Annotated in this window: 17 protein-coding genes and 1 pseudogene; 3 read left to right on the top strand and 15 right to left on the bottom strand. The window is 63.9% G+C overall.

Translation table 11 applies throughout. From position 1 onward, the window contains the following. Positions 1 to 15 precede the first annotated feature (15 nt). Both AWB70_RS09260 and AWB70_RS09255 read left to right on the top strand, forming a co-directional pair. On the top strand, positions 16 to 1,677 hold the full coding sequence (locus tag AWB70_RS09260; RefSeq protein ID WP_053572149.1) for an outer membrane protein assembly factor BamB family protein: 1,662 nt from the start codon (positions 16 to 18) through the stop codon (positions 1,675 to 1,677). 170 nt (positions 1,678 to 1,847) lie between these two features. Then, a complete protein-coding gene (locus tag AWB70_RS09255; protein ID WP_053571970.1) occupies positions 1,848 to 4,595 on the top strand; it encodes a T6SS phospholipase effector Tle1-like catalytic domain-containing protein in 2,748 nt (915 codons plus the stop codon). Between the two features lie 10 nt (positions 4,596 to 4,605). Here the strand turns inward: AWB70_RS09255 and AWB70_RS38985 are convergent, their stop codons facing one another. The 15 genes and pseudogenes from AWB70_RS38985 to AWB70_RS09185 form a co-directional block, all read right to left on the bottom strand. Further along, positions 4,606 to 5,421: an amidohydrolase family protein gene (locus AWB70_RS38985; RefSeq protein WP_053572150.1), complete on the bottom strand. Its 816-nt coding sequence runs from the start codon at positions 5,419 to 5,421 to the stop codon at positions 4,606 to 4,608. Positions 5,422 to 5,433: 12 nt separating this feature from the next. Beyond that, positions 5,434 to 6,423, bottom strand: a pseudogene (locus tag AWB70_RS38980) (hydroxyacid dehydrogenase); the annotation flags it as partial. Beyond that, a complete protein-coding gene (locus AWB70_RS09245; protein WP_045462025.1) occupies positions 6,420 to 7,481 on the bottom strand; it encodes a LacI family DNA-binding transcriptional regulator in 1,062 nt (353 codons plus the stop codon). The pseudogene AWB70_RS38980 and the gene AWB70_RS09245, both read right to left, overlap by 4 nt. Before the next feature lie 19 nt (positions 7,482 to 7,500). Continuing rightward, complete coding sequence (locus tag AWB70_RS09240) at positions 7,501 to 9,396, bottom strand: TRAP transporter large permease (RefSeq protein WP_053571971.1); 1,896 nt, start codon at positions 9,394 to 9,396, stop codon at positions 7,501 to 7,503. Positions 9,397 to 9,412: 16 nt separating this feature from the next. Next, on the bottom strand, positions 9,413 to 10,444 hold the full coding sequence (locus tag AWB70_RS09235) for a TRAP transporter substrate-binding protein (protein WP_045459820.1): 1,032 nt from the start codon (positions 10,442 to 10,444) through the stop codon (positions 9,413 to 9,415). 167 nt (positions 10,445 to 10,611) lie between these two features. Beyond that, positions 10,612 to 11,601 carry a HEAT repeat domain-containing protein gene (locus AWB70_RS09230; protein WP_053571972.1) on the bottom strand — a complete coding sequence of 330 codons (990 nt, stop codon included), beginning with the start codon at positions 11,599 to 11,601 and terminating at the stop codon, positions 10,612 to 10,614. Then, positions 11,598 to 12,458, bottom strand: coding sequence for an ABC transporter ATP-binding protein (locus AWB70_RS09225; protein ID WP_053571973.1), 861 nt, complete (start codon positions 12,456 to 12,458; stop codon positions 11,598 to 11,600). Before AWB70_RS09225 ends, AWB70_RS09230 begins: the two co-directional genes overlap by 4 nt. Then, complete coding sequence (locus AWB70_RS09220) at positions 12,455 to 13,267, bottom strand: ABC transporter permease (RefSeq protein ID WP_053571974.1); 813 nt, start codon at positions 13,265 to 13,267, stop codon at positions 12,455 to 12,457. Before AWB70_RS09220 ends, AWB70_RS09225 begins: the two co-directional genes overlap by 4 nt. A gap of 7 nt (positions 13,268 to 13,274) precedes the next feature. Next, a complete protein-coding gene (locus AWB70_RS09215; protein ID WP_053571975.1) occupies positions 13,275 to 14,693 on the bottom strand; it encodes an ABC transporter substrate-binding protein in 1,419 nt (472 codons plus the stop codon). 14 nt (positions 14,694 to 14,707) lie between these two features. Continuing rightward, positions 14,708 to 14,953 (bottom strand): 4Fe-4S dicluster domain-containing protein, encoded by a 246-nt coding sequence (locus AWB70_RS09210; protein WP_014251881.1) that lies wholly within the window; start codon positions 14,951 to 14,953, stop codon positions 14,708 to 14,710. An 11-nt stretch (positions 14,954 to 14,964) separates the two neighbouring features. Next, on the bottom strand, positions 14,965 to 16,704 hold the full coding sequence (locus AWB70_RS09205; RefSeq protein WP_053571976.1) for a fumarate reductase/succinate dehydrogenase flavoprotein subunit: 1,740 nt from the start codon (positions 16,702 to 16,704) through the stop codon (positions 14,965 to 14,967). A 160-nt stretch (positions 16,705 to 16,864) separates the two neighbouring features. Beyond that, positions 16,865 to 17,644, bottom strand: coding sequence for a GntR family transcriptional regulator (locus AWB70_RS09200; RefSeq protein WP_053571977.1), 780 nt, complete (start codon positions 17,642 to 17,644; stop codon positions 16,865 to 16,867). A 79-nt stretch (positions 17,645 to 17,723) separates the two neighbouring features. Further along, positions 17,724 to 18,194 (bottom strand): VOC family protein, encoded by a 471-nt coding sequence (locus AWB70_RS09195; protein ID WP_045459830.1) that lies wholly within the window; start codon positions 18,192 to 18,194, stop codon positions 17,724 to 17,726. Between the two features lie 32 nt (positions 18,195 to 18,226). After that, positions 18,227 to 19,354: an aminotransferase class V-fold PLP-dependent enzyme gene (locus tag AWB70_RS09190; protein WP_053571978.1), complete on the bottom strand. Its 1,128-nt coding sequence runs from the start codon at positions 19,352 to 19,354 to the stop codon at positions 18,227 to 18,229. Between the two features lie 77 nt (positions 19,355 to 19,431). Beyond that, complete coding sequence (locus AWB70_RS09185) at positions 19,432 to 20,406, bottom strand: helix-turn-helix domain-containing protein (RefSeq protein ID WP_053571979.1); 975 nt, start codon at positions 20,404 to 20,406, stop codon at positions 19,432 to 19,434. A 109-nt stretch (positions 20,407 to 20,515) separates the two neighbouring features. On the opposite strand from AWB70_RS09185, the gene AWB70_RS09180 reads away from it, so the two are divergent. Next, positions 20,516 to 21,760, top strand: a complete 1,245-nt coding sequence (locus AWB70_RS09180; protein WP_053571980.1) for a DUF1479 domain-containing protein — start codon at positions 20,516 to 20,518, stop codon at positions 21,758 to 21,760. Positions 21,761 to 21,764: the final 4 nt, after the last annotated feature.

Genomic DNA, 21,764 nt, shown 5'->3' with positions numbered 1-21,764 from the left:
GAGAAGGAGACTGCAATGAATGCGCGTTTTTCCGCCTATGCCGCCGCAATCGGCGCCGTGCTGACCGCAATCATCATCGTCGCGTGCAGCGGCGGTGACTCCGGCGGCGATTCGACGGCGGCCGCGAGCAAGACGCCAGCGAGCGTAGCGAATGCAGCGACCCCCAGCAATCCGATGGATGTCGTCACGTGGCATAACGACATCGCCCGAACCGGTCAGCAACTGGCCGAAACGATCCTCACGACGGCGAACGTCCGTTCGAACACTTTCGGCAAGCTCGGCGTGTTTGCCGTAGACGGCCTCGTCGACGCGCAGCCGCTCTTTCTCGCGGGCGTTTCGATCGCGGGCGGCACGCACAACGTGCTGTACGTCGTGACCGAAAACGCCAGCGTCTACGCCTTCGATGCCGACAACGGAACCGTGCTCTGGAACGTGTCGACGCTCGGCAACGGCGAGACGCCGAGCGACGATCACGGCTGCAGCCAGATCACGCCGAAGATCGGCATTACGGCGACGCCGGTGATCGACCGTTCGCGCGGGCCGAATGGCGCGATGTATGTCGTCGGCATGTCGAAGGACGCGTCGGGCGGCTATCACCAGCGCATTCACGCCCTCGACATCGCGACGGGCGCCGAGCTTTTCAACGGTCCCACTGAAATCCGCGCGACCTATCCTGGCACCGGCGCGGGCAGCCAGAACGGCACGCTTACGTTCGATCCGGGCCAGTACGCCGAGCGCGTGGGGCTGCTCTTGCTCAGAGGCACCGTCTATACCGCATGGACCTCGCATTGCGATTTCATGCCGTACACCGGCTGGGTGATCGGCTACGACGCCAATACGCTGCAGCAGGCGAGCGTGCTGAACGTGACGCCGAACGGCCAGATGGGCGCGATCTGGATGAGCGGCGCGGGACTCGCGTCGGACGGCGAAGCGATATTTCTGCTCGACGGCAACGGCACGTTCGATCCGACGCAAAACGAGCACGAGATGCCGATTCACGACAATCATGGCAACGGGTTTTTGAGGCTCAACCTGGATCCGCTGCGGGTGCAGGACTATTTTCAGCCATCGAACACGGTGCAGGAAACGAACGAGGACGAAGATCTCGGCTCGGGCGGCGCGATGGTCTTGCCTAATTTCACCGATGCGAACGGCATCGTGCGATATCTCGCGATCGGCGCGGGCAAGAACTCGACCATCTACGTCGTGAACCGCTTTTCAATGGGCAAGTTCGATTCGAACGGGGATCACATCTATCAGGAACTCGTCGGCCGTATCCGCGGACCGATGTTCGGCGCGCCCGCTTACTTCAACAACACGGTTTATTTCGGCGCGGTGCGCGACACGCTTAAGGCGTTCACGATTTCGAATGCCTTGCTCTCGCAAACGCCGACGAGTCAGTCACAGAACACGTTCGGTTTCCCGGGCGCGACGCCCTCCATTTCCGCCAATGGGACGACGAACGGCATCTTGTGGGCGGCGGAGAACGGCACGGTCGGCGTGCTGCGCGCCTACGATGCGACCAACCTGGACCACCAGATCTACAGCAGCAACGATGCCGGCAGCCGCGATCAGTTCGGCCAGGGCAACAAGTTCATCACGCCGATGATCGCGAACGGCAAGGTGTATGTGGGCACGAGGAGCGGGGTCGCCGTGTTCGGGTTGCTGCAGAGATAAAGCAGGAAGTGCTCGCTGACGCGCGTCGGCGAGCACTATCGAATGTATCCGTTGAATAAGGAATGCTTAGTCACGACTCGCTATTGACGCTAGAAGCGCGACCGATTATTGAATGAAACCTGCATCGGCGCGACGCGCACCGCAAAAAGAAGCAGAAGAGGGCGGCGAACATGAAGCGAATCGTTCTGCTTTCCGATGGAACCGGTAATAGTTCCGCCAAAGCTCAAAAGACGAACGTCTGGCGTCTGTTTCAGGCGCTGGATCAGACCGCGCCCGGCCAGTACGTCATGTACGACGATGGCGTCGGCACATCGTCCAACAAGTATCTCGCGCTGCTCGGCGGCGCGTTCGGCTGGGGACTCAAGCGTAACGTCATCGACCTGTACGAGTTCGTCTGCCGCAACTACTCGCCCGGCGATACCGAAATCAGCGGCTTCGGCTTCAGTCGTGGAGCCTTCACGATTCGCGTGCTCGTGGGATTCATCACGCATGAAGGGCTCGTCAGGTTTCGCTCCGACGAGGAACTCCATCGCTATGCACGGGCTGCCTACCGGCACTATCGTTCGGAACGTCTCAAATCCAGTGTGCTCGTGAAGGCTGCGCGCGGCGTGAGGGATCTGGCGCTGGCCGCGATCACCAAGATACGCGGCCTCGAAAGCTACGAGAAAGTGCGATCGACGAATATCCGCGGCGGCGAAGGCAAGGAAATACCCATTCGCTTTCTTGGTCTATGGGACACCGTATCGGCGTATGGCGTGCCCATCAAGGAACTGAAAAAGGCCATCAGCAAGGCGTTCTGGCCGATGGAGTTCCATGAACTCTCCCTGTCGAGCAATGTGCAGCGTGCCTGCCACGCGCTCTCACTCGACGACGAGCGCGCGACGTTTCATCCGGTACTCTGGGACGAAAAGCATGAAGCTTTGGATGACGGAAGAATCACGCAAGTCTGGTTCGCGGGAGTGCATTCGAACGTAGGCGGAGGCTATCCTGAAGACCGGCTCTCCTACGTTTCACTTCACTGGATACTGAGTCAGGCGCATGACGCGGGCCTTGAATTCATTCGCGCAGAAATCGACAAGATCGCGCGAATGAAGTCACCTTATGCGCGCTTATACGACTCGCGCGCCCGCTTCGGCATGTTCTATCGCTACCGTCCGCGCGCGATACCTGAATGCACGAGAGCCGATAGCAACGGCAAAAGGCACCCCATCCTGCCGATCGTCGACGAGAGCGTGATCTTGCGAATGGCGTTCGGCGGCGATCAGCATATCCCGATTCCGTTGAATGGCGATTTTTGCGTGTTGACAGCCGACGGAAAGCTGAAGCCATTCAAGCATGGTTTGCAATACACGAAGGTGGATTACGACCTTCCGCCATGTCATTGCGCGCCACTGCTCGGCGGAGAGAAGACCGCCGATGACAATACGAAATACACGCTCGACGAGGCGATGGATGCGCTCGATCATCCGGCCAAAGAGGCCGTCGATCTGGTTCAGAACACGGTGTGGTGGCGGCAGGTTTTTTATTTGGTCACGTTGTTCTTTACGGTCCTTCTCGTTTGTTTTCCGCTGATCGGCGCATGGTTGTCGCATCGCCTGGATACGTACGAAAGATCGAGTGACGTGACCAGGCGAGGGGTCCATTGGCTGGAAGATACCCTCGATACGGTGCTCGTGGCGCTCAAGAATTTGCTGCCCGCCGTGAGCACGCCATGGACGCGAGCATTCGGCGCACATCTCGATGCATTCGCGCTAGTCTCTGTCGGCCTTCTTATTTCTATCCTTGTGGGACGCGTTCTTAGAACGCGCGTAAGCGATCGCGCGGGCATTGCGTGGCACGAGAAGGCGTGGCCTCAGTATATGGCGGTGCGGGTGCGGTCCGAGGAAGCCGGTTTGAAGGCGACGATCTGGGCCGCAAGAGCCGCATGGCTCGTCGCAGCGATAGTCTTTCTATTACGTCACTTCGATCTTTCTATCTGGCCGATCGCGCTAGTCGCACTCGTACTTACGATCCTGGCGATGCTGCGGTCCCGTCGCGTGACGCAATTGCAGACGATCGTTTCCGATCTGAAAAACACTCAGGAAGCGCTTGCACGCCACAACAACTCGAATGCTCCGCGCGGCGCTTACATCGAAATTCTGAAGGGAAACAAGGCTGCTTCGCTTTCGCTTTGTATCGCGCAGAAACTCAGAACGACCCCATGGCTATGCAAAGGCTATGACCGCCTTCGCAAGGACGTGATTCCCTGGGGCTTCGTGGTCATCCTATGCTTGGCCGCACTGTTCGTCGTGAACCGCGCGATCTTCGATAGCCTCAATTCGATCGGACTCGTTTGCGATGAAAAGACCAAGGCCGATGCCGCACCATTCAGCACCGACGAGACCTGCTGGAACTCCGGAATCAGACTGGAGCGCGATGCGCGCTATGAGGTCGTTATCGAAACGCAGGAGCCCTGGTTCGATCTTGCGGGCATCGCAGACGTCGGTGGGTTTGGTTCGCACGGCATCGCTCAGTACGCCTTCTACTTCCTCAAACGCTACTGGTTCGAGGACTGGTTCAAGCCAATCGTCAAGATCGGCAGCATGGGGCGCGATGAGTATGTGCTCGAACCCGTTGCGCCAATGCGCGAGAGAAAGGTGCCGACGATCAAATACGACGGACCGTGGCTAGAGAAGATACCTGACAAAATGGCCAACTCGCTAGCGAGCGAGCACCGCGTTCCCGACGACCGGACCGCATTGCGCGCGCAATTCACCGCGCGTACCAGCGGCCCCATGTTTCTGTTCGTCAACGACGCCGTCATACCGTGGCCAAAATCTCCGTTCTACGAGAACAATCGAGGAACTGCGAATGTGACGGTTTATCGGCTGTTGCCCGACGGACGTTCCGTACAAGTTCCGCCGAATGACGGCAAATAAACAGCCCCCCTCAGAACCCATAAACCTCCGCCGGATTATCGACAAAAACCCGCCTGCGCACCTCATCCCCATCCAGAAGCTGCATCGCCCAATCCAGCAGCCGCGCATCTTTAGGCAAGGGCCGAACGTTCGGATGCGGCCAGTTCGATGCCCACAATCCCCGCTCCGGATAACGCGTCGACAAGTCGCGCACGAGCCACGCGACATCGCCATACGCGGGCGCACCCTCGCGCGAGCTTTCATACGGCGCGGACAGTTTGACCCAGCAGCGCGGCCCATCGAGCAGACGGCACAACGAAGCAAAGCCATCGCTCTGCGCCGTAACAGGCGCGAGAAACTTGCCGAGATGATCGATCACGAGCTTCGACGGCAAGCGCGCGAGCATCGCTTCGTGCTGCGGCAGCGTATGCCCGTCGAGCTGAAGATTGATGTTCCAGCCAAGCGGTGCGATGCGCGCCGATATGCCGGCAAGCGCATCCCACGGCATCACGCCGCCGGGCAGCATCATGAAACGCACGCCGCGCACGCCGGCATCGTGCAGACGCTGCAACTCGTCATCGTTGACATCGGGCGGCACGACCGCGATGCCGCGCGCCCCTTCGCCGAGCTGTGCGATGGCCGCCAGCGTGCAGCGATTGTCGAAGCCATATCCGGTCGGCTGCACGACGATCACACGCGACAGCCCCAGCGCGCGCTGCACGTCGCGATACGCCGATGCCGGCGCGGGCGGCGGCGTGAAGGTCGCGCTTGCGGCGAGCGGATAGCCGTCTTCGTACACGTGGATGTGGCAATCGCACGCGCCATCGAATGTAAGCGGCGTGCTCATCGCGCATCCGCCGACATCGAAGCGCGTCAGCCTGAAAGCCCGCGCCGCATTCACCGCGCCCGCCGGCACACGGCCTTCGAACAGCGCCTGGGTTTGCGCGACCGTCTCCATCGACTGATGTTCGATCGCACCCGGCGTCAGCCCGCCCACGTGCGGCGCCGCGATCACGCGCGGATGCGCGGCGAGCGCGGGCGAGGGCATCTGATCCGGCGCGCGGCCCACGTCGAGCGCGCATCCGGCCATGCGGCCGCTTTCGAGCGCATGCAAGAGCGCGGCGTCATCGACCAGTTCGCCGCGCGCCGCGTTGATGAAATACGCATCGGGCTTCATCGCGGCGAAAGTGCGCGCGTTCATCAGGTTCGCGGTCTGCGCGTTGGCGGGCGCGAGACACACGACGAAATCGGCGTCGCCAAGCAAAGCGTCCATGCTCACCTGACGTACGCGTGAATCGTCGATGCGCGTATAAGGATCGGACACGATCACGCGCATGCCGAACGCCAGCGCGAGATCGCAGAGATAGCGCGAAATCTGCCCGTAGCCGATCACGCCGAGCGTGCTGCCGCGCAACTCGCGGCCCATCGCCGGCACGGGCGATTCGTGGCGGCGATACGCGGATGCATACGCCGTCGTCGAGCGCGCGAGATCGAGCATCGCGCCGATGACCCATTCGGAGACCGCCGGCACGAAGCCCGCGCTCGCCTGCGTCACGAGCACGCCGTGCTCGCTCGCGGCATCGACATCGACGGTGCGGATATCGACGGCGCAGCGCACGAACGCGGCGAGCTTCGGCAAGGCCTCGAACAACGCGCGCGGCGCGGGCGTCTGACGATACGCGATGATCACATCGGCATCGCGCGCGGCATCCGCGAGTTCGGGGATCGTCAGTTCCCGGTCTTCGGTGTTATAGGCGGCATCGGCGAACGTCGCGAGCAAAGCCGATGCGCGCGCGCCGAAGTAATGATCCAGCATGTGCCGGGGATGACTCACGAATACCTTGTTCATGTCTTCTTCCTGGAGGGTGTCGCCGGCCCCGCGACCGATTCGCGCTCGACGAGCGTGATATCCGTGAACAGCGCCTGCTCTGATGCGGGCATGGGCTCGTCGTGCGGACGCATGACGCGCTCGACCATCGCGGCGGCCATCGCGGGCACGGGAAGCTGAACGGTGGTCAGCGCGGGATTCGAAATTGCCGCGAGAAAGTGCCCGTCCATGCCGACGACGGATACATCTTCCGGCACGCGCAGGCCGGATTCGCGCAGGCCCGCCATCAAGCCGAGCGCCATCAGATCGTTGACGGCGACCACGCCGGTCGGGCGTTCGTGGTCCGCCGCGAGCCTGCGCGCGAGGGCGCGGCCGTTCTCCGCGATCATCGAATCGCCGTATTCGTCGACCGGGCCGCTGTCCAACACATGCGCGCTGTCCGACAAACCCGCTTCTCGCGCCGCGGCCAGAAAGCCGTCGATCTTGTCGCGGCGGCTCATCGTCAGGCCGGTCAGCGTCGCGAACGCGAGGCGTGTGTGGCCGCGCGCAATCAGGTGACGCGTCGCGAGCCGCGCGGCCTCGAAGTTGTCCGGCGTGACGTGATCGACGCGCGTCGTCTCGCCTTCGGTCGCGCGCCGGTCGTAACTCACGACGACCATGCCGCGCTCGGCGGCGGTTTCCAGATGCCGTTCGTTGGCGAGCGATGAAATCACGATTACGCGCCGCACGCCCTGCGAAAACAGATCCTCGAAAAACGACGCTTCCTTTGCCGGATCGCGATACGTGTTGCCGATCATCACGCGATAGCCGTAGCGCTCCTGCGCGTAGGTTTCGACTTCGCGCGCGATATAGCCGTACATCGGATTGGCGATGGACGGCACCAGCAGCCCGACGAGCGGCGTCTGCCCGGTCTTGAGCTGGCGCGCGAGCGTGCTCGGCCGGTATTGCAGCGTGCTCATCGCGGCCTGCACGCGCGCCAGCGTTTCCTGGCGCATCTGATCCGTGCGGCCATTGAGCACGTTCGACACGGTGCTCACCGACACGCCGGCTTCGCGGGCGACATCCTGAATGGTGCTCATAAGGTTTTGCATCTGCCGGCTACAGGCCGAGCCGGGTCGGCAGCCAAAGTGAAAAGGACGGCACCAGAATCAGCACCACCAGTGCGACGAACAATACCAGCAGATATTTGAGCATAGGCCGCGCCACCGCCTTCATGTCCGTGCCGGTGATCGCGCAGGTCGCGAACAGGCCGAGACCCACGGGCGGCGCGAAGAGCCCGAGCCCCATCGCGACGACGATCACCGTGCCGAAGTGCAGCGGGTTGATGCCGAGCTGCGTGGCGATCGGCGTGAGCAGCGGACCGAAGATGATGAGCGCGGGCGCGCCTTCCAGCACCGCGCCGAACACGATCATGATGAGCACCGACAGCAGCAGGAACATGGTCGGGCCGTACTGATGCGCGAAGGCGATCATCGAATCGGAGACGAGCGCGGGAATCTGCTCGATCGTCAGCGCGAACGACACGCTCGACGCCGCCGCGACAATGAACAGGATGCTGCTCGCCATCGACGCCGAGCGCACGAACACGCGCGCAATCGACTTCGGCGTAAGCTCGCGAAACGCCAGCCAGCCGACGACGAGCGCATAGACGACCGCGAACGCCGACACTTCCGTCGATGTCGCGATACCCGAGGTCACGCCCTTGCCGATCATCGCGATCATGATGAGCGCGACGAGCGCGCCGCCGGCGAGCGGCAGCCACTTGCGCGGGTTGGTCAATGCGGCGGCGAGATCGATGCGGCGGCCGAAGATGACGGCGACGATCGCCAGCGCCACCGCGAGCACGGCCGCCGGCACCACGCCCGCGAGAAACAGCCCCGCGATCGAGATATTCGCGACGAAGCCCATGATGATCATGTTCACGCACGGCGGAATGGTCTCGGCCATCACGGCGCTGCACGCGAGCAGCGCCGCGGCTTCGTTCGGGTCTTCCTTGCTCTGGCGCACCGCGGGCATCACCACGCCGCCGACCGCCGCGATATCCGCGAGCTTGGAGCCGGACACGCCGGAGAAGAACGCCGTCGCCATGATCGTGATGAGGCCGAGGCCGCCGCGCACGCGCCCGAAGAGGCGCAGCAGCAGTTCGATCAGGCGCGACGACATGCCGTTCGTTTCCATCAGCAGACCGGCCAGCACGAAGAACGGAATGGCGAGCAACACGAAGTGGTCGGTGCCGGCCATCACCTGCTGCGAATAGACGAGCATCGGCAAGGACGGTTCGGCGAGGAAGTAGAGCAGCGCCGAGAAGGCGAGGACGAAGCCGATCGGCACGCCGAGCACGAGTCCGCCGATGAAACCGATCGCGAGCAGCGCGCCCGCCTTCACCGCGTGGCCCGGCACGAGCAGGTTCCACGCGTACACGGCGGCAGCGATCAGCACGCAGCCGATCAGCGTGCCGATCACGGTCTTGCGCGCGCCGTTGAGCGCGTTGGCGAGCCCGAAGACCGCCATGAATACGCTGCCGATCACGAGCGGATACACGTTGATCCACGCGGGCAGGCCGCTCGGCGTCATCTGCCCGTAGGAATCGACGAGCAGCAGGCACGACGACACGCACAGATTGCCCGCGACGCCCGCGATCACCCAGTGCCCCGCATGCACGAGCGCCGGTTGCCAGCGCTTCGGCAGCATGCCGCGAAACAGATCGACGCCGACATGCTGGCTGCGACCCAGCACGGTCGCGGCGCCGAAGAAGACGAGCACGATCATCAGCGCGCGGGCGACTTCCTCGGCCCAGTCGAACGGATCGTGCAGGAAGTATCGATAGATCACGGAGAGGAACACCACGAGCACATCGGCCGCGAGCACGGCCGCGCACAGATATTCGATGCCGTGCATCAGGCGCACGAGGCCGCGCGCGAGCAGGGTCTCGTGGCCGAAGCCGGGCGCGGCAAGCTGCGCTTCCGGTCCGGGCGTCGCGGAGAAAGTGGTCATGGCGTCCTTGCCTCCCTTAGCCGCGAGCCGTGGCGATGGCCGCGAAAAGCGGCGCGGTCGCGGGATACTGCTTCGAGAAATTCGCGTACAACTGCGTCTGCATTTCCTTGCGCGCGGTGTCGCGGTCGGCCTTCGACATCGGATAGAACGTCATGCCGCGCTTCCTGAGTTCCTGCTCGGCGCTGGCGGCGGTCTGGATGGCCGCGACGCGCTGCTTCACGGTCGCGTCCTGCGCCGCTTTCTGGAATGCGGGGCGCAGGTTCTCCGGAATCTTCGCGAGCGCGCGGCGGCCCATCGCGACGACGAGCGGGCTGAAAACGTGCTGCGTTTGCCAGCACGACTTCACGACTTCGTCGTACTTGCTCGCGACCACGGTCGCGCAATCGTGCTCGAAGCCGTCCACCACGCCGGTCTGCGCGGCCATGTACAGCTCGCCGATGGGAATGGGCGTCGGCACCGCGCCCATCAGCTTGAAGGTCTCCATGAAGGCGGGCGTGGGCAGCACGCGCAGCTTCACGCCCTTGATGTCCGCGAGCGATTGCGTCGGCTTCTTCGTGAAGACGTTGCGCGCGCCGAACGAGTAGCCCCACGTGAGCACGGAGCAGCCCGCGCGCTGCTGCAGCATGCTGTCGAACGATTTGCCGACGCTGCCGTCCATCGCGCGGCCGACGTGATCGAAGCTGTCGAACACGTAGCCGAGATCGAGCATGCCGAGCTCCGGCAGCACCGTCGCCCAGATCGATGAGCCGGTGACCATCATGTCCACCGCGCCGACCTTCACCTGCTGCACGACGTCGCTTTCCTTGCCGAGCTGGCTGTTCGGAAAATAGTCGATGCGAATCTGGTCGCCCACGCTCGCCTTCAGATTGGCGGCGAGATGCTGATACCAGACGTAGTGCGCGGCGTTTTCGTTCGCGGGCATCGAGGACGACAGCCGCAGCGTGACTGCAGGCTGCGCGCGGACGATGGCGGGCAATCCCGCGCCCGCCGCGGCGAGCGAGGTTGCTGAGACGGTCTGAAGGAACCGTCGCCGGGAAGTCGAATGCATGGTCTGTCTCCTGGATGCCGCGTGAGCGCGCGGGCGAGTTAGCGCGACGCGTGAATGCCGTCGCGTCACTGTATCGATTTAGTGTATCGATACAGTAGAGCAACCAGGAGATTCCGGCAAACGGGTGTTAACCCTTGCCTTCGGTATGACCGATGGGAAAGCGCGCGTCAGCCGTGCCGCGTGCCGATCTGCGCAATCGCGATACGCGCGGCCTTCCGCACTTCGGGATCGCCGTCCTGAAGCGCGGCTTCGAGCACGCGCAGCGCGTCGAGGCCGCCAAGCTCGCCGAGCGCGAGCGCCGCTTCCTTGCGCACGTTGCTGATCGGATAGGTCAGCAGTTCGGCGACCGCATGCGAACTCGCGGCATCGCGCAAACGGCCCAGCGCGCGCGCCGCCTGCAGCGTCACCTGCCAGTAGTCGTCGGCGAGCGCGGCTTCGAGCGCGACGCGCGCGGGCACGAGACGCAACTTGCCGAGCGTGGCCGCCGCTTCCTCGCGCACGCGCCATGCTTCGTCGTGCAGCGCTGCGCTCAGCGTGTCGAGCACCGAATCGTCGGTGGCGAAGCCCAATGCGCCGATGGCCGCATGCCGCACATCCGCCGATGCATCGTCGCGCGCAAGCGATGCGAGTTGCGCGAGCGCCGCCGTATGCCGAAGCCAGCCGAGCACGCCGACCGCTTCGCGCCGCACCTGCTCCGATGCGTCGGACAGCGCTTGTTTCGCGTGCTCCGCCGCGCCCGGCAGCCGCAGCTCCCGCACGCCGCGCAGCAACGCGGCCCGCGCGAACGGATCGGCGCCGGCGAAATGATGCAGCACGCGCGCGCCCGCCGCGGCGTCCTTCAACGCGGTCAGGCTCTCCGCCGCAGCGTCGCGCGTGTCCGGGTCCAGCCGCGCATCCTTGATGGCTTCGCACAGCGCATCGACGACATCCGCCGATTCCCATGCGCCGAGCCGTTGCGCCGCCGTCCGACGCACGGCGGCGTCGCTGTCGTGACGCAGCGCGTGGATCAGCGCGGGCAGCCACGTTTCGTCTTCGAGCTCGGCCGCTTCGATGACGGCAAGACGGCGCACGGCGGCGTCCGCATCGGCGAGGCGGGCGGCGAGGGCAGCATCGTCGGAATCGGTGAACGGGTCGAAAAGCGGGCTGGCGTGCGTCATGAGGCGGTCTGGATTGAGCGATTGAAGCGAACGCTCGCCGGGGCGTGATCGTCGGCGGCGGGCGTCGCAATGGGTTGATGCCGAAGCAGCGCGAGACAGCGGCGCTTCAGCGCGATGAATTCCGGCTCGGTGACGAGATCGCGCGTGTCGCCGCGCTCGCGCGGGCGCGCGAACGGCACGCGCAGTTCTTCCAGCACGGTGCCTGGGCTCGCGCTCATCACGAGAATGCGGTCCGCGAGAAACAGCGCTTCGTCGATGTCGTGCGTGACGAAGATCACCGTGGGCTTGCGCTCGCTCCAGACGTCGAGCAAAAGCGCTTGCATCATCGCGCGCGTTTGCGCGTCGAGCGCGCCGAAGGGCTCGTCCATCAGCAGGATGCGCGGCGCGTTGAGCATCGCGCGGGCGATTTCCGCGCGTTGCTGCATGCCGCCCGAGAGTTGCGCGGGATAGCGGTCCGCGAACGCGCCGAGGCCCACGCGCTCCAGCAGCGCGCGAGCTTTACCGTGCCGCTCGCGCTTGCTCACGCCCTGCATCTTCAGGCCGAACGCGACGTTATCGAGCGTTCTGCGCCACGGCAGCAGGGTGTGTTGCTGGAACACCATGCCGCGTTCGGGATGCGGCCCGTCGATGGGCGCGCCATCGAGCGTCGCCCGGCCCGCGCTCGTCGCGACGTGGCCCGCGAGCGCCGCGAGCAGCGTGGACTTGCCGCAGCCGGACGGCCCGAGAATGCAGACGAATTCGCCCGCCTCGATGGTCGTGCTCACATCGCGCACGGCGGTGAAGGCGTGCTCTCCATCGCCCAATGTCACGGCGACGTGGTCGAGCTTCACGCGGCCTTGTGTATCGCGTGAAGTCATCGGCGGCTCCCGCTTGCGAGCCACGGCGTGAGCCGCCTTCCCGCGATGCGCACCAGCGCGCTGCTTCCCATGCCGAGCAGGCCGATCAGCAGCATGCCGACGACGACTTGCGGATACTGCTGCACCGTGTACGACTGCCACGTGTAATAGCCGATGCCGAACTGTCCCGAGATCATCTCCGCCGTGACGAGGCAGAACCACGACGTGCCCATGCCGATGGCGAGGCCCGTGACGATGGCGGGCGCGGCGCCCGGCAGCACGACTTCGCGCAGAATCACGAAACGGCTCGCGCCAAGGCTCTTCGCGGACGACACGAGACGCGGCTCGACGCCTTCGACGCCATGTATCGTGCCGAGCAGAATGGGAAAGAACGCGCCGGTGAAGGTGATGAAGATCATCGACATTTCGGACGAAGGAAACATCAGAATGGCGAGCGGAATCCAGGCGACCGCGGGAATCGGGCGCAAGACTTCGAGCGGCGTGAGCAGCGAAAGCCGCGCAAACTGCGAGCGTCCGATCGCGAGCCCGAGCACGATGCCGCTTGCCGCCGCGACGCCGTAACCCGCCGCGATGCGCCGCACGCTGCTCAGCAAGTCCGAGAAGAGCTTGGGTGAATGCGCGAGCTCGACGATGGCCGCGAGCGTTTCGGCGGGCGTCGGCACGTTCTCGAAGGTGACGAAGCCGAGATTCCAGCGATGCGCCGTCGCGAGATGCCAGAGCAGCAGCGTCAGCGCGAGCGATGCCCACTGCACGCCGGCGCGCGTGCCGCGATGACGCAGCAGGGGAGCGGAAGAAACGAGCGTCGCCATGCGCGCCTCAACGATTCGCGAGTGCGGTGGGCTGGCGCGCGGCGGCGAAGTCGAGCACTTGCCCGCCGTGCTGCGCCGCCCATGCCTGCGCACGATCCTTGAGCAGGAACGCGTTCAACTGGCCGTCGCCGCCTTTTGCGAACCACGCCTGGTTGCCGAGCAGCTTGATGCCACTTTCGCGATCCTGCGCATAGAACGCGCGCACCTGCCTGCCTTCGCTTTCGAGCTTGCCGAGCTGCTGCAAGGCCTCGTCGGGCGAGGCATAGTTCCGCACCTTCGCCTCGCCGCGCACCCAGATTTGCGCGACGCGGTTCGTCTGCGCGATGGGCTTGCCGGTGAGCGCATCGTTCGCGACGAGCGGTGTTTGCGCATAGTTGCGCAAGGCGGCCTCGTAGTCGAGACGTTCGGCCTTGAAGGCCGCGCGCAGATAGCTGTCGTCGATGAACGCGTTCGCGTTCAGATCGCCGTCGGCGCGCTTGAGCAGCTTGAGCGTATCGAACGATGTCTGCACCGCCTTGCGGTATTCCGGCTTCCAGGTGAGATCGCGCGTCTGCAAGCCGAGCGGCCCGTGAAACAGATAATCGACTTCAGGCTCGATGCCCGTGACCTTCGCAATCAGTTCGCTGTACTTCTCCGGCTCCGCGGTGAGCAGCCGATTCGCTTCGATCACCGCGCGCAGATACGCGACCACGACTTCCGGATACTTCTGCGCGTAGTCCTTTTCGACGAGCGTGCCGTGCAGGGTAGGCGCGTCGGCTTGCGAGCCGTCGTAGATCTTGCGCGCGAAGCCGCGATACGGGAACAGTTCGGCGAAGGGCACGAAGTCCGCGTGCGCATCGATCTTGTGCGTCTGCAAGGCGGGCCCGGCCACTTCGGGCGCTTGCGTGACGATGTTCACATCGCGTTCCGGGTCCCAGCCTTGCGCCGCGACCGCGCGCAACAGCATGCCGTGCGAGGTCGAGGCGAACGGCACGGAAATGGTCTTGCCCTTGAGATCGGCGATGGACTGCACCGGCGAATCCACCGGCACGACGATGCCGTTGCCGCTGCCGCGCACGCTGCCCGACAGCACGCTGATGAAGATGCTGCTCTTGCCCGCTTTCTGGTTGGCGACGCCGTTGAGCACGCCGGGAAAATCGGCCATCGAGCCGAAGTCGAGCTTGCCCGCGACCATCTCGTTCGTGATCGGCGCGCCGCTCGTGAAGTTCTTCCATTGAATGTCGTACTGCGCGTCCTTGTACTTGCCGTCATGCGGCAGATACTTGTCGAGCAGATGCAGTTCGCGGATCAGCGAGCCGCCCGCCGCGGTGTTGATCGTCGTGTCCTGCGTGCCGATGGCGACGCGAATGGTTTCGGCCTGCGCATGCGCGCCAAGGAGCGCAATGCCGAGCACGATGCCAGGCGCAAACAACAGCGTTCGTTTCATGATGCGGGTCCTTGTCAGCGAAGTAGATACGGAATGTCCACATGCACGGCGTTGGTCGGGCAATCGCGTTCGCAGGGCATGCAGTACCAGCATTCGTCGAACTTCATGAAGGCCTTGCCGGTGTCGGGATCGATCGCAAGAAGGTCCATCGGACATACATCGATGCAGACCGTGCAGCCTTTGTCGGCGATGCACTTGTCTTCGTCGATCATGACGGGAAGGCTCGTGCGCAAATGCGCTTCGCGAGGAACGAGGGCCATGCAGTCTTCTCCTAGGCGGCAACCGGCTGTTCGGTCGGGCGGGCAAGGCGCAGCCGCGAGTAAGCGCCGCGCTCGGTTTCGTCGATGGGAACCACGTAAGGCTCGATGGCCTTCTTGAACGACGTCATGCGTCCCGAGGCATCCTTCTTCAGATGCGCGTGGCAGAACCATTCGTCATCGTTTCGCTCGGGAAAATCCACGCGATGGTGATAGAGGCCCCACCGGCTTTCGGTGCGATACAGCGATGCGCGCGCGGCCATTTCGGCGCAATCGAGAATCGCGGAGACTTCGGCGGCGCGCATCAGTTCGTGCGCATCGGCGGCGCGCAACTGCGCGAGGTCTTCGCGGATTTCATCGAAGCGTTGCAAGCCGATCTCCATGCGGCGCGTGGCTTTCGGCGGCTGAAGATAGTCGTTGACGAAGCGGCGCAGCTTGTATTCGACCTGCGCGGGCGGCAGGCCTTTATCGCGTTCCAGCGGCGCGAAGACGCGATTGCGTTCCGCTTCGACCTGCGCTACATCGAGCGCTGGCAAGTCGCGGCCTGCGATAGAGGCGGCGGCATCGACGCCCGCGAACCATCCGTAAGTGAACGCGCCCAGCATGTAGTTGTGCGGCACGGCGGCCATGTCGCCCGCTGCGTAGAGCCCTTGCACGGAGGTGCGCGCGTGTTCATCGACCCATACGCCCGACGCGCTATGTCCGCTGCACAGGCCGATTTCAGAGATGTGCATTTCGACCATGCGCGTGCGATAGTCGTTGCCGCGCCGTGCATGAAAGCGTCCGCGGCTCGGGCGTTCGTTCGTGTGCAGGATCGTTTCGATCGTTTGAATCGTTTCTTCCGCGAGATGGTCGAGCTTGAGAAACACCGGGCCGTTGCCGCTCTGGAGTTCCTGATAGAACTCCCACATCATCTGGCCGCTCCAGTAATCGCATTCGATGAAGCGCTCGCCCTTGCCGTTCGCCGTATAGCCGCCGAGCGGGCCCGTCACATAGGCGCAGGCAGGGCCGTTGTAGTCCTTGATCAGCGGATTGATCTGGAAGCATTCGAGATTCGCCAGTTCCGCGCCCGCGTGATAGGCCATCGCATAGCCGTCGCCGGCGTTGGTCGGGTTCTCGTACGTGCCCATCAGATAGCCGGATGCGGGCAGGCCCAGCCGGCCGGCCGCGCCGCAGCAGAGAATCACGGCCTTCGCGCGAATCACGTAGAAGTCCGCGCTGCGGCAATCGAAGCCCATTACGCCGGCGATTTCACCGTTCGCGCCGGTCAGAAGGCGCGTGGCGACGACGCGATTCGTGATCTCGACGCGCGTGCGCTTCAGTTGCCGGTAGAGCACCTTCTTGACGTCGTGGCCTTCGGGCATCGGCAGCACATAGGCGCCCATGTGATGCACCTTGCGCACGGCGTAGTCCCCCGTCGGATCTTTCTCGAACTTCACGCCCCAGCGATCGAGCTCCTCGATGGTCGTGAAGCTATGCTTCGCATACGCGTAGATCGTGGCCTGATTGACGATGCCGTCGTTCGCCACGGTGATTTCCTTGACGTACTGCTCGGGCGTCGCGTGACCGGGGATGATGGCGTTGTTCAGGCCGTCCATGCCCATCGAGATCGCGCCGCTGCGTTTGACGTGCGCTTTATCGATGAGCAGGACGCGCAGGCTCGGGTCGTGCTGCTTCGCCTTGATGGCGGCCATCGGGCCGGCAGTGCCGCCGCCGACCACGACGATGTCGTATTCGAGTTCGTGTGTCTGCATGCTCGTGAGGACGTGACGCCGCAGCGAGCGGGAGTGCATCGGCTGGCTGGCGTATCTTGTTATGACAAGTTAGGACCAGATTGTAGGAGCCGATGCGAAGGCGGGGAATCAATCGTTTCTGCTTTGCTTTTGCCTGCGTCGAATAATGCGAAGCCGGCGCTCAGGCGCGCCGCCGCCGCGTCGCGCTCGCGGCGTGCGCGCGATCGATGCGCAGCCGGTACTGGAAGGTGTCGCCGCGAAAATACAGGTACTCGAAGTCGATAGGCTGTCCGTCGGCATCGTGCGTGAGGCGCTCGATGCGCAGCAGCGGTTCGCCCGCGCCGATGGCGAGCGCACGCGCGATGCCGGGCTTGGCCGCGACGGCATCGATGGCGAGGTCCGCGCTGCCGAGCGGCAGGCCGCAGTCGTTTTCGAGGATGAGGAAGATGTCGCGCGTCACGAGATCCGCGCGTTCGAGCTGACGGCCGAACGGCTCCGGCAGGTACGTTATTTCATACGAAACCGGCGAGCGGTTGAGCAGGCGCACGCGATGTATCTCGGCGACCTGCGTGCGCTCCGCCAGCGACAGGCGCGCGGCCACTTCGGCGGGCGCGGGCACGAAGCGGAACTTCACGACACGGTTGATGATCTCGTGGCCGCTGCGCGACATCGCTTCGGCGAAGCCTTGCAGCGACGTGATGTTCTGGAAGGCCTTCGGCTGCGAGACGAACGAGCCTTTGCCGTGCACCTTGAAGATGAGCCCTTCTTTCTGCAAGTCGCCGAGCGCCTGTCGAATCGTGATCCGGCTGACATCGAACATCGCCTGCAATTCGCTCTCGGACGGCATGCGGCTGTGCGGCGGATAGCGGCCATCGAGAATGCCCGAGCGCAGCGCATCCTTGATCTGGGTATAGAGCGGAACGTGCGAGTCGGGGGAAACGGAAGGGCGGGGCGGCGTCATGGATGGCTGCGGCGCGCGGGCTCGAAGCGGGCTCGCGCGTGATTTGAATTACGCGGATTATAGCCACGCGCGCGGGCGGCTAGTCGAGCCGTTCGCGCGTGGTGAGGCCGCTCACCGCGTCCCACTGTTCGGGCTTCATTCTTTGCAGCAACACGCCGATGATCCACATATGCCCTTCGGGATCCTTCGCGCGATAGGTCCGCTCGCCGTAGAACTGCGTTTCCGGTTCCATCAGGATCGACGCGCCCGCGGCGCGCGCGTGCTCGCAATGCGCATCGATGTCTTCGCCTTCCGCAAGCTGCACATGGACCGATTGCGTGTTCTTGCCGTCGATGGAACGCGGGCTGCGATGATCGTCGCTCCATTCCCGGCCGATCATGACGACAGAATCGCCGAAGGTCATTTCGCCGTGAACGAATTCGTCGGCGGCATCGAGAATCACGAAAAGCGGCTTGAAACCGAACGCCGCCTCGAGAAAGCGAAACGCGGACTTGGGATCGCGATAGGAGACCGCACTGGACAAACCTTTATTGCGGATAAGTTCGTTCATGGCGATTCGCTCCCGATCGATGCTTCAACGCGTTACATGAAGCTGTCCAGCGCCTTCGCGAACCTGGCGACCGCGGCATCGACATCGTGCAGTTTGTCCAGCCCGAACAGGCCGATACGGAAGGTCTTGAAGTCTTCCGGCTCGTCGCATTGGAGCGGCACGCCCGCCGCGATCTGCAGGCCGGCATCGGCGAATTTCTTGCCGGAACGGATGCCGTCGTCATCCGTGTAGCAGACCACCACGCCCGGCGCTTCGAAGCCCGCGGCCGCCACGCTCTTGAAGCCCTTTTCGGCAAGCAGCGCGCGAATGCGCTTGCCGAGTTCGAGTTGCTCGGCCTGCACTTTATCGAAGCCGTAGGCCTGGGTTTCCTTGATGACGTCACGCAGCGTCGCGAGGCTGTCCGTGGGCATCGTGGCGTGGTATGCGAAGCCGCCGCTTTCGTAGGTTTCCATGATCTGCAGCCATTTGCGCAGATCGCAGGCGAAACTCGTGCTGGTGGTCGCCTCGATTCTTTCGCGCGCGAGGGCGCCGAGCATGACCAGACCGCAGCAGGGCGACGCGCTCCAGCCCTTCTGCGGGGCGCTGATGAGAATATCGATACCGCTCGCCTCCATGTCCACCCAGACCGTTCCGGAGGCAATGCAGTCCAGCACGAACATTCCGCCGACGGCGTGCACCGCGTCGGACACCGCGCGCAGATAAGCATCGGGCAGCATCATGCCCGATGCGGTTTCGACATGCGGCGCGAACACCAGATCGGGCTTCTGCTCCTTGATCGCCGCGACCACTTCTTCGATGGGTGGCGGCACATAGGCGGCCTGCCTGCCTTGGGCGGCGGGGCGCGCCTTCAGTACGATGGATTCGGATGGAATGCCGCCCATGTCGAAAATCTGCGACCAGCGAAAGCTGAACCAGCCGTTGCGGATGACCAGGCACTTCTTGTTCGTCGCGAACTGCCGGGCAACGGCTTCCATGCCGAAGGTCCCGCTGCCGGGCACGACGATGACCGATTTCGCGTGGTAGACCTCTTTGAGGGCGTCGGAGATATCGCGCATGACGCCTTGAAACAGCCGCGACATGTGATTGATCGACCGGTCGGTGTAGACGACCGAATATTCGAGGAGCCCCTCGCGGTCGACATCGGGAAGTAATCCTGGCACGCTCGCCTCCTGTGTTGGACGGATGTAACGATCGAAGACAGATTCTAACGAAGGATGGGCGTTCGCATCGGGCGCGGCTAAACCGCATCCGCTTCAGGCTTGCGCCGCCGCCCACCCGTGCGCTTCTGCTCCAGCGACGAAGGCCGTTCTGTCAGGCTGCCCGAGGCGTCCTTCTCCGCGCCGCCCGCCGCCCGAAACTGCCGCCGATATTCCGCAGGCGTCGCCTGCTTTGCAGCCTTGAACTGCCGATTGAAGTTGGCGACATTCGCAAACCCCGAGCGCGCGGCGATGACCGAAACGGGCAGCGACGTGTCGCCGAGCATCCGGCACGCATGGCCGATGCGAACGCGGGCGATATATCGTCCGACGCTCTCGCCGATATGCTGCACGAAGTAACGCGTGAGCGTGCGTTCCGACAGGCTCGCGGCGGCACACAGTTCCGAAATGCGTAGCGGTTCGGCAAAGCGGGCATCGATCATCGAAAGCACGCGGTTGATCCGCTCGGGCTCGTGACCGGAAGGCCCCGTGTCGGTCCGATTGAACGCGCTCGGCGACGCGAGCGGATGGCCGGGCGCGTCGCCGAGCGCGCACAGAATGTCGAGCGCGGCGCTCAGGCGTTCGCGCGGCGCGTTCGAGAGCAGGGGCTCAAGCCGGCCACGCATCCATGCTCCGGCGGGCGGCTCGAATGCCAGCCCGCACGCGGCGCGGCGCAAAAGCTTGCGAAGCGGCTCGAATTCGCGGCAGCAATCCGCCATGCGTCGCGCCCATGCGCCGTCGAACCAGATGACGATGGCGACCTGCGGCAAGGACGGATCAATCGACCGGTTGGACGACCACGTATGCGGCAAATCGGGCGGCACGAGAACGAGATCCTCGGCGCGATAGTCGCTGACCGAGTCGCCGATATAGCGCTTGCCGTGGCTGTTCATCGTCAGCGTCAGCTCGTATTCCGGATGGTGATGCCATTCGAACGGAATACGCGAAAGCCGCCGATGGTAAACCCGGACCGAGCAGTCCTCGCCGAACTCGACATGTTCGTAGGCTGGTTTCATGGCGGCTGGTTAATGTCCGAAAACGCAAATGAATTGCCTGAATAGTATCACCTGGCATCCCGCGGGCGTCTTATGCTTTTCACACGGAAATCAAAGAGAGACGACGATCATGGCGCTGAACATCGATGACTTGCCGGGCGCGATCCGGCAGGCGAAAAAGGCACTGCGCGCGGGGCTGCCGAATTACCGCGAGGTTTTCGCCGAAGTCGAAAAAGCCATCGGCGACGAAGCGAAGCGGATCGCCGCGCAGCGCGATGCGGGCGAGAGCGTGATTCCCGAAATCCGCTTCGCCGATATCGTCGAAGGACGGGTGAGCGCCGACGCGATCGCGCTCGTCAGATCGCGCGGCGCCTGCGTGATTCGCCAGGTTTTTCCGCGCGAGCAGGTGCGAGACTGGGACGAGGAAATCGCGCGTTACGTCGAGCGGAATCATCTCGACAAGCGTCTCGAAAGCCGTGCCGAAGACAAATACTTCGGGCAACTGGCATCGAGCAAGCCGCAGATCTACGGCGTGTACTGGTCGAAGCCGCAAGTGCTGGCGCGCCAGTCGGCATCGCTGACCCGTGCGCGCGTTTTTCTCAACAAGCTCTGGCGCAACGAAAGCGAAGGACACGTTCACTTCGATCCGGAACGTGTGCCCGCCTATGCGGATCGTCTGCGTCGCCGGCCGCCCGGTTCGGCCTCGCTCGGCCTCTCGGCGCATTGCGATGGCGGCTCGGTCGAGCGCTGGATCGAAAGCAATTTCCGCAAGGTGTATCGCCATGTGTTTTCCGGCAACTGGCGCGCTTACGATGCCTTCGACGCCGCGTTCCGGCCCGACGTGGAAGAGATCGCATCGCCTGCCGTCTGCTCGATGTTCCGCACGTTCCAGGGCTGGACGGCCCTGACGCCGCAAGGCCCCGGCGACGGCACGCTGCAACTCGTGCCTATTGCCAACGCAATGGTGTATATCCTGCTGCGCGCGCTTCAGGACGATGTCGCCGACGACGACCTCTGCGGCGCCATGCCCGGACGCGCACTTTCCATCAAGCCGGAGTTTCATGCGCCGCTGTTCGAAGCGCTCTCGTCCATCCCGAAGATGGAAGCGGGCGACACCGTGTTCTGGCACAGCGATGTGATCCACGCGGTCGAAGACGAGCACAAGGGCGCGGGTTACAGCAACGTGATGTACATCGCGTCCGCGCCCGCGTGTGCCAAGAACGACGCTTATCTCGCGCGTCAGTTGCCGAGTTTCATGAAAGGCGAAAGCCCGCCTGACTTTCCGGCGGATCACTTCGAAGTCGATTTCACTGGCCGCGCGACACTCGACGATCTGACGCCGCTTGGCCGGGCCCAACTCGGTCTCGACGTGTAGCGAT

The organism is Caballeronia cordobensis (assembly GCF_001544575.2).
In the GTDB taxonomy this organism is placed as follows: Bacteria; Pseudomonadota; Gammaproteobacteria; order Burkholderiales; family Burkholderiaceae; genus Caballeronia; species Caballeronia cordobensis.
Note: the sequence above shows the minus strand (reverse complement) of the source record. Positions and strands in the feature narration are given on the sequence as shown.

What these genes read in the sequence shown, in the direction of transcription:
- AWB70_RS09255 (WP_053571970.1), top strand. Translation starts at nt 1,848, where the DNA reads ATGAAGCGAATCGTTCTGCTTTCCGATGGAACCGGTAATAGTTCCGCC.
- AWB70_RS09210 (WP_014251881.1), bottom strand. Translation starts at nt 14,953, where the DNA reads ATGGCCCTCGTTCCTCGCGAAGCGCATTTGCGCACGAGCCTTCCCGTC.
- AWB70_RS09180 (WP_053571980.1), top strand. Translation starts at nt 20,516, where the DNA reads ATGGCGCTGAACATCGATGACTTGCCGGGCGCGATCCGGCAGGCGAAA.
- AWB70_RS09215 (WP_053571975.1), bottom strand. Translation starts at nt 14,693, where the DNA reads ATGAAACGAACGCTGTTGTTTGCGCCTGGCATCGTGCTCGGCATTGCG.
- AWB70_RS09195 (WP_045459830.1), bottom strand. Translation starts at nt 18,194, where the DNA reads ATGAACGAACTTATCCGCAATAAAGGTTTGTCCAGTGCGGTCTCCTAT.
- AWB70_RS09225 (WP_053571973.1), bottom strand. Translation starts at nt 12,458, where the DNA reads ATGACTTCACGCGATACACAAGGCCGCGTGAAGCTCGACCACGTCGCC.
- AWB70_RS09185 (WP_053571979.1), bottom strand. Translation starts at nt 20,406, where the DNA reads ATGAAACCAGCCTACGAACATGTCGAGTTCGGCGAGGACTGCTCGGTC.
- AWB70_RS09235 (WP_045459820.1), bottom strand. Translation starts at nt 10,444, where the DNA reads ATGCATTCGACTTCCCGGCGACGGTTCCTTCAGACCGTCTCAGCAACC.
- AWB70_RS09230 (WP_053571972.1), bottom strand. Translation starts at nt 11,601, where the DNA reads ATGACGCACGCCAGCCCGCTTTTCGACCCGTTCACCGATTCCGACGAT.
- AWB70_RS09220 (WP_053571974.1), bottom strand. Translation starts at nt 13,267, where the DNA reads ATGGCGACGCTCGTTTCTTCCGCTCCCCTGCTGCGTCATCGCGGCACG.
- AWB70_RS09240 (WP_053571971.1), bottom strand. Translation starts at nt 9,396, where the DNA reads ATGACCACTTTCTCCGCGACGCCCGGACCGGAAGCGCAGCTTGCCGCG.
- AWB70_RS09245 (WP_045462025.1), bottom strand. Translation starts at nt 7,481, where the DNA reads ATGAGCACCATTCAGGATGTCGCCCGCGAAGCCGGCGTGTCGGTGAGC.
- AWB70_RS09200 (WP_053571977.1), bottom strand. Translation starts at nt 17,644, where the DNA reads ATGACGCCGCCCCGCCCTTCCGTTTCCCCCGACTCGCACGTTCCGCTC.
- AWB70_RS09260 (WP_053572149.1), top strand. Translation starts at nt 16, where the DNA reads ATGAATGCGCGTTTTTCCGCCTATGCCGCCGCAATCGGCGCCGTGCTG.
- AWB70_RS09205 (WP_053571976.1), bottom strand. Translation starts at nt 16,704, where the DNA reads ATGCAGACACACGAACTCGAATACGACATCGTCGTGGTCGGCGGCGGC.
- AWB70_RS38985 (WP_053572150.1), bottom strand. Translation starts at nt 5,421, where the DNA reads ATGAGCACGCCGCTTACATTCGATGGCGCGTGCGATTGCCACATCCAC.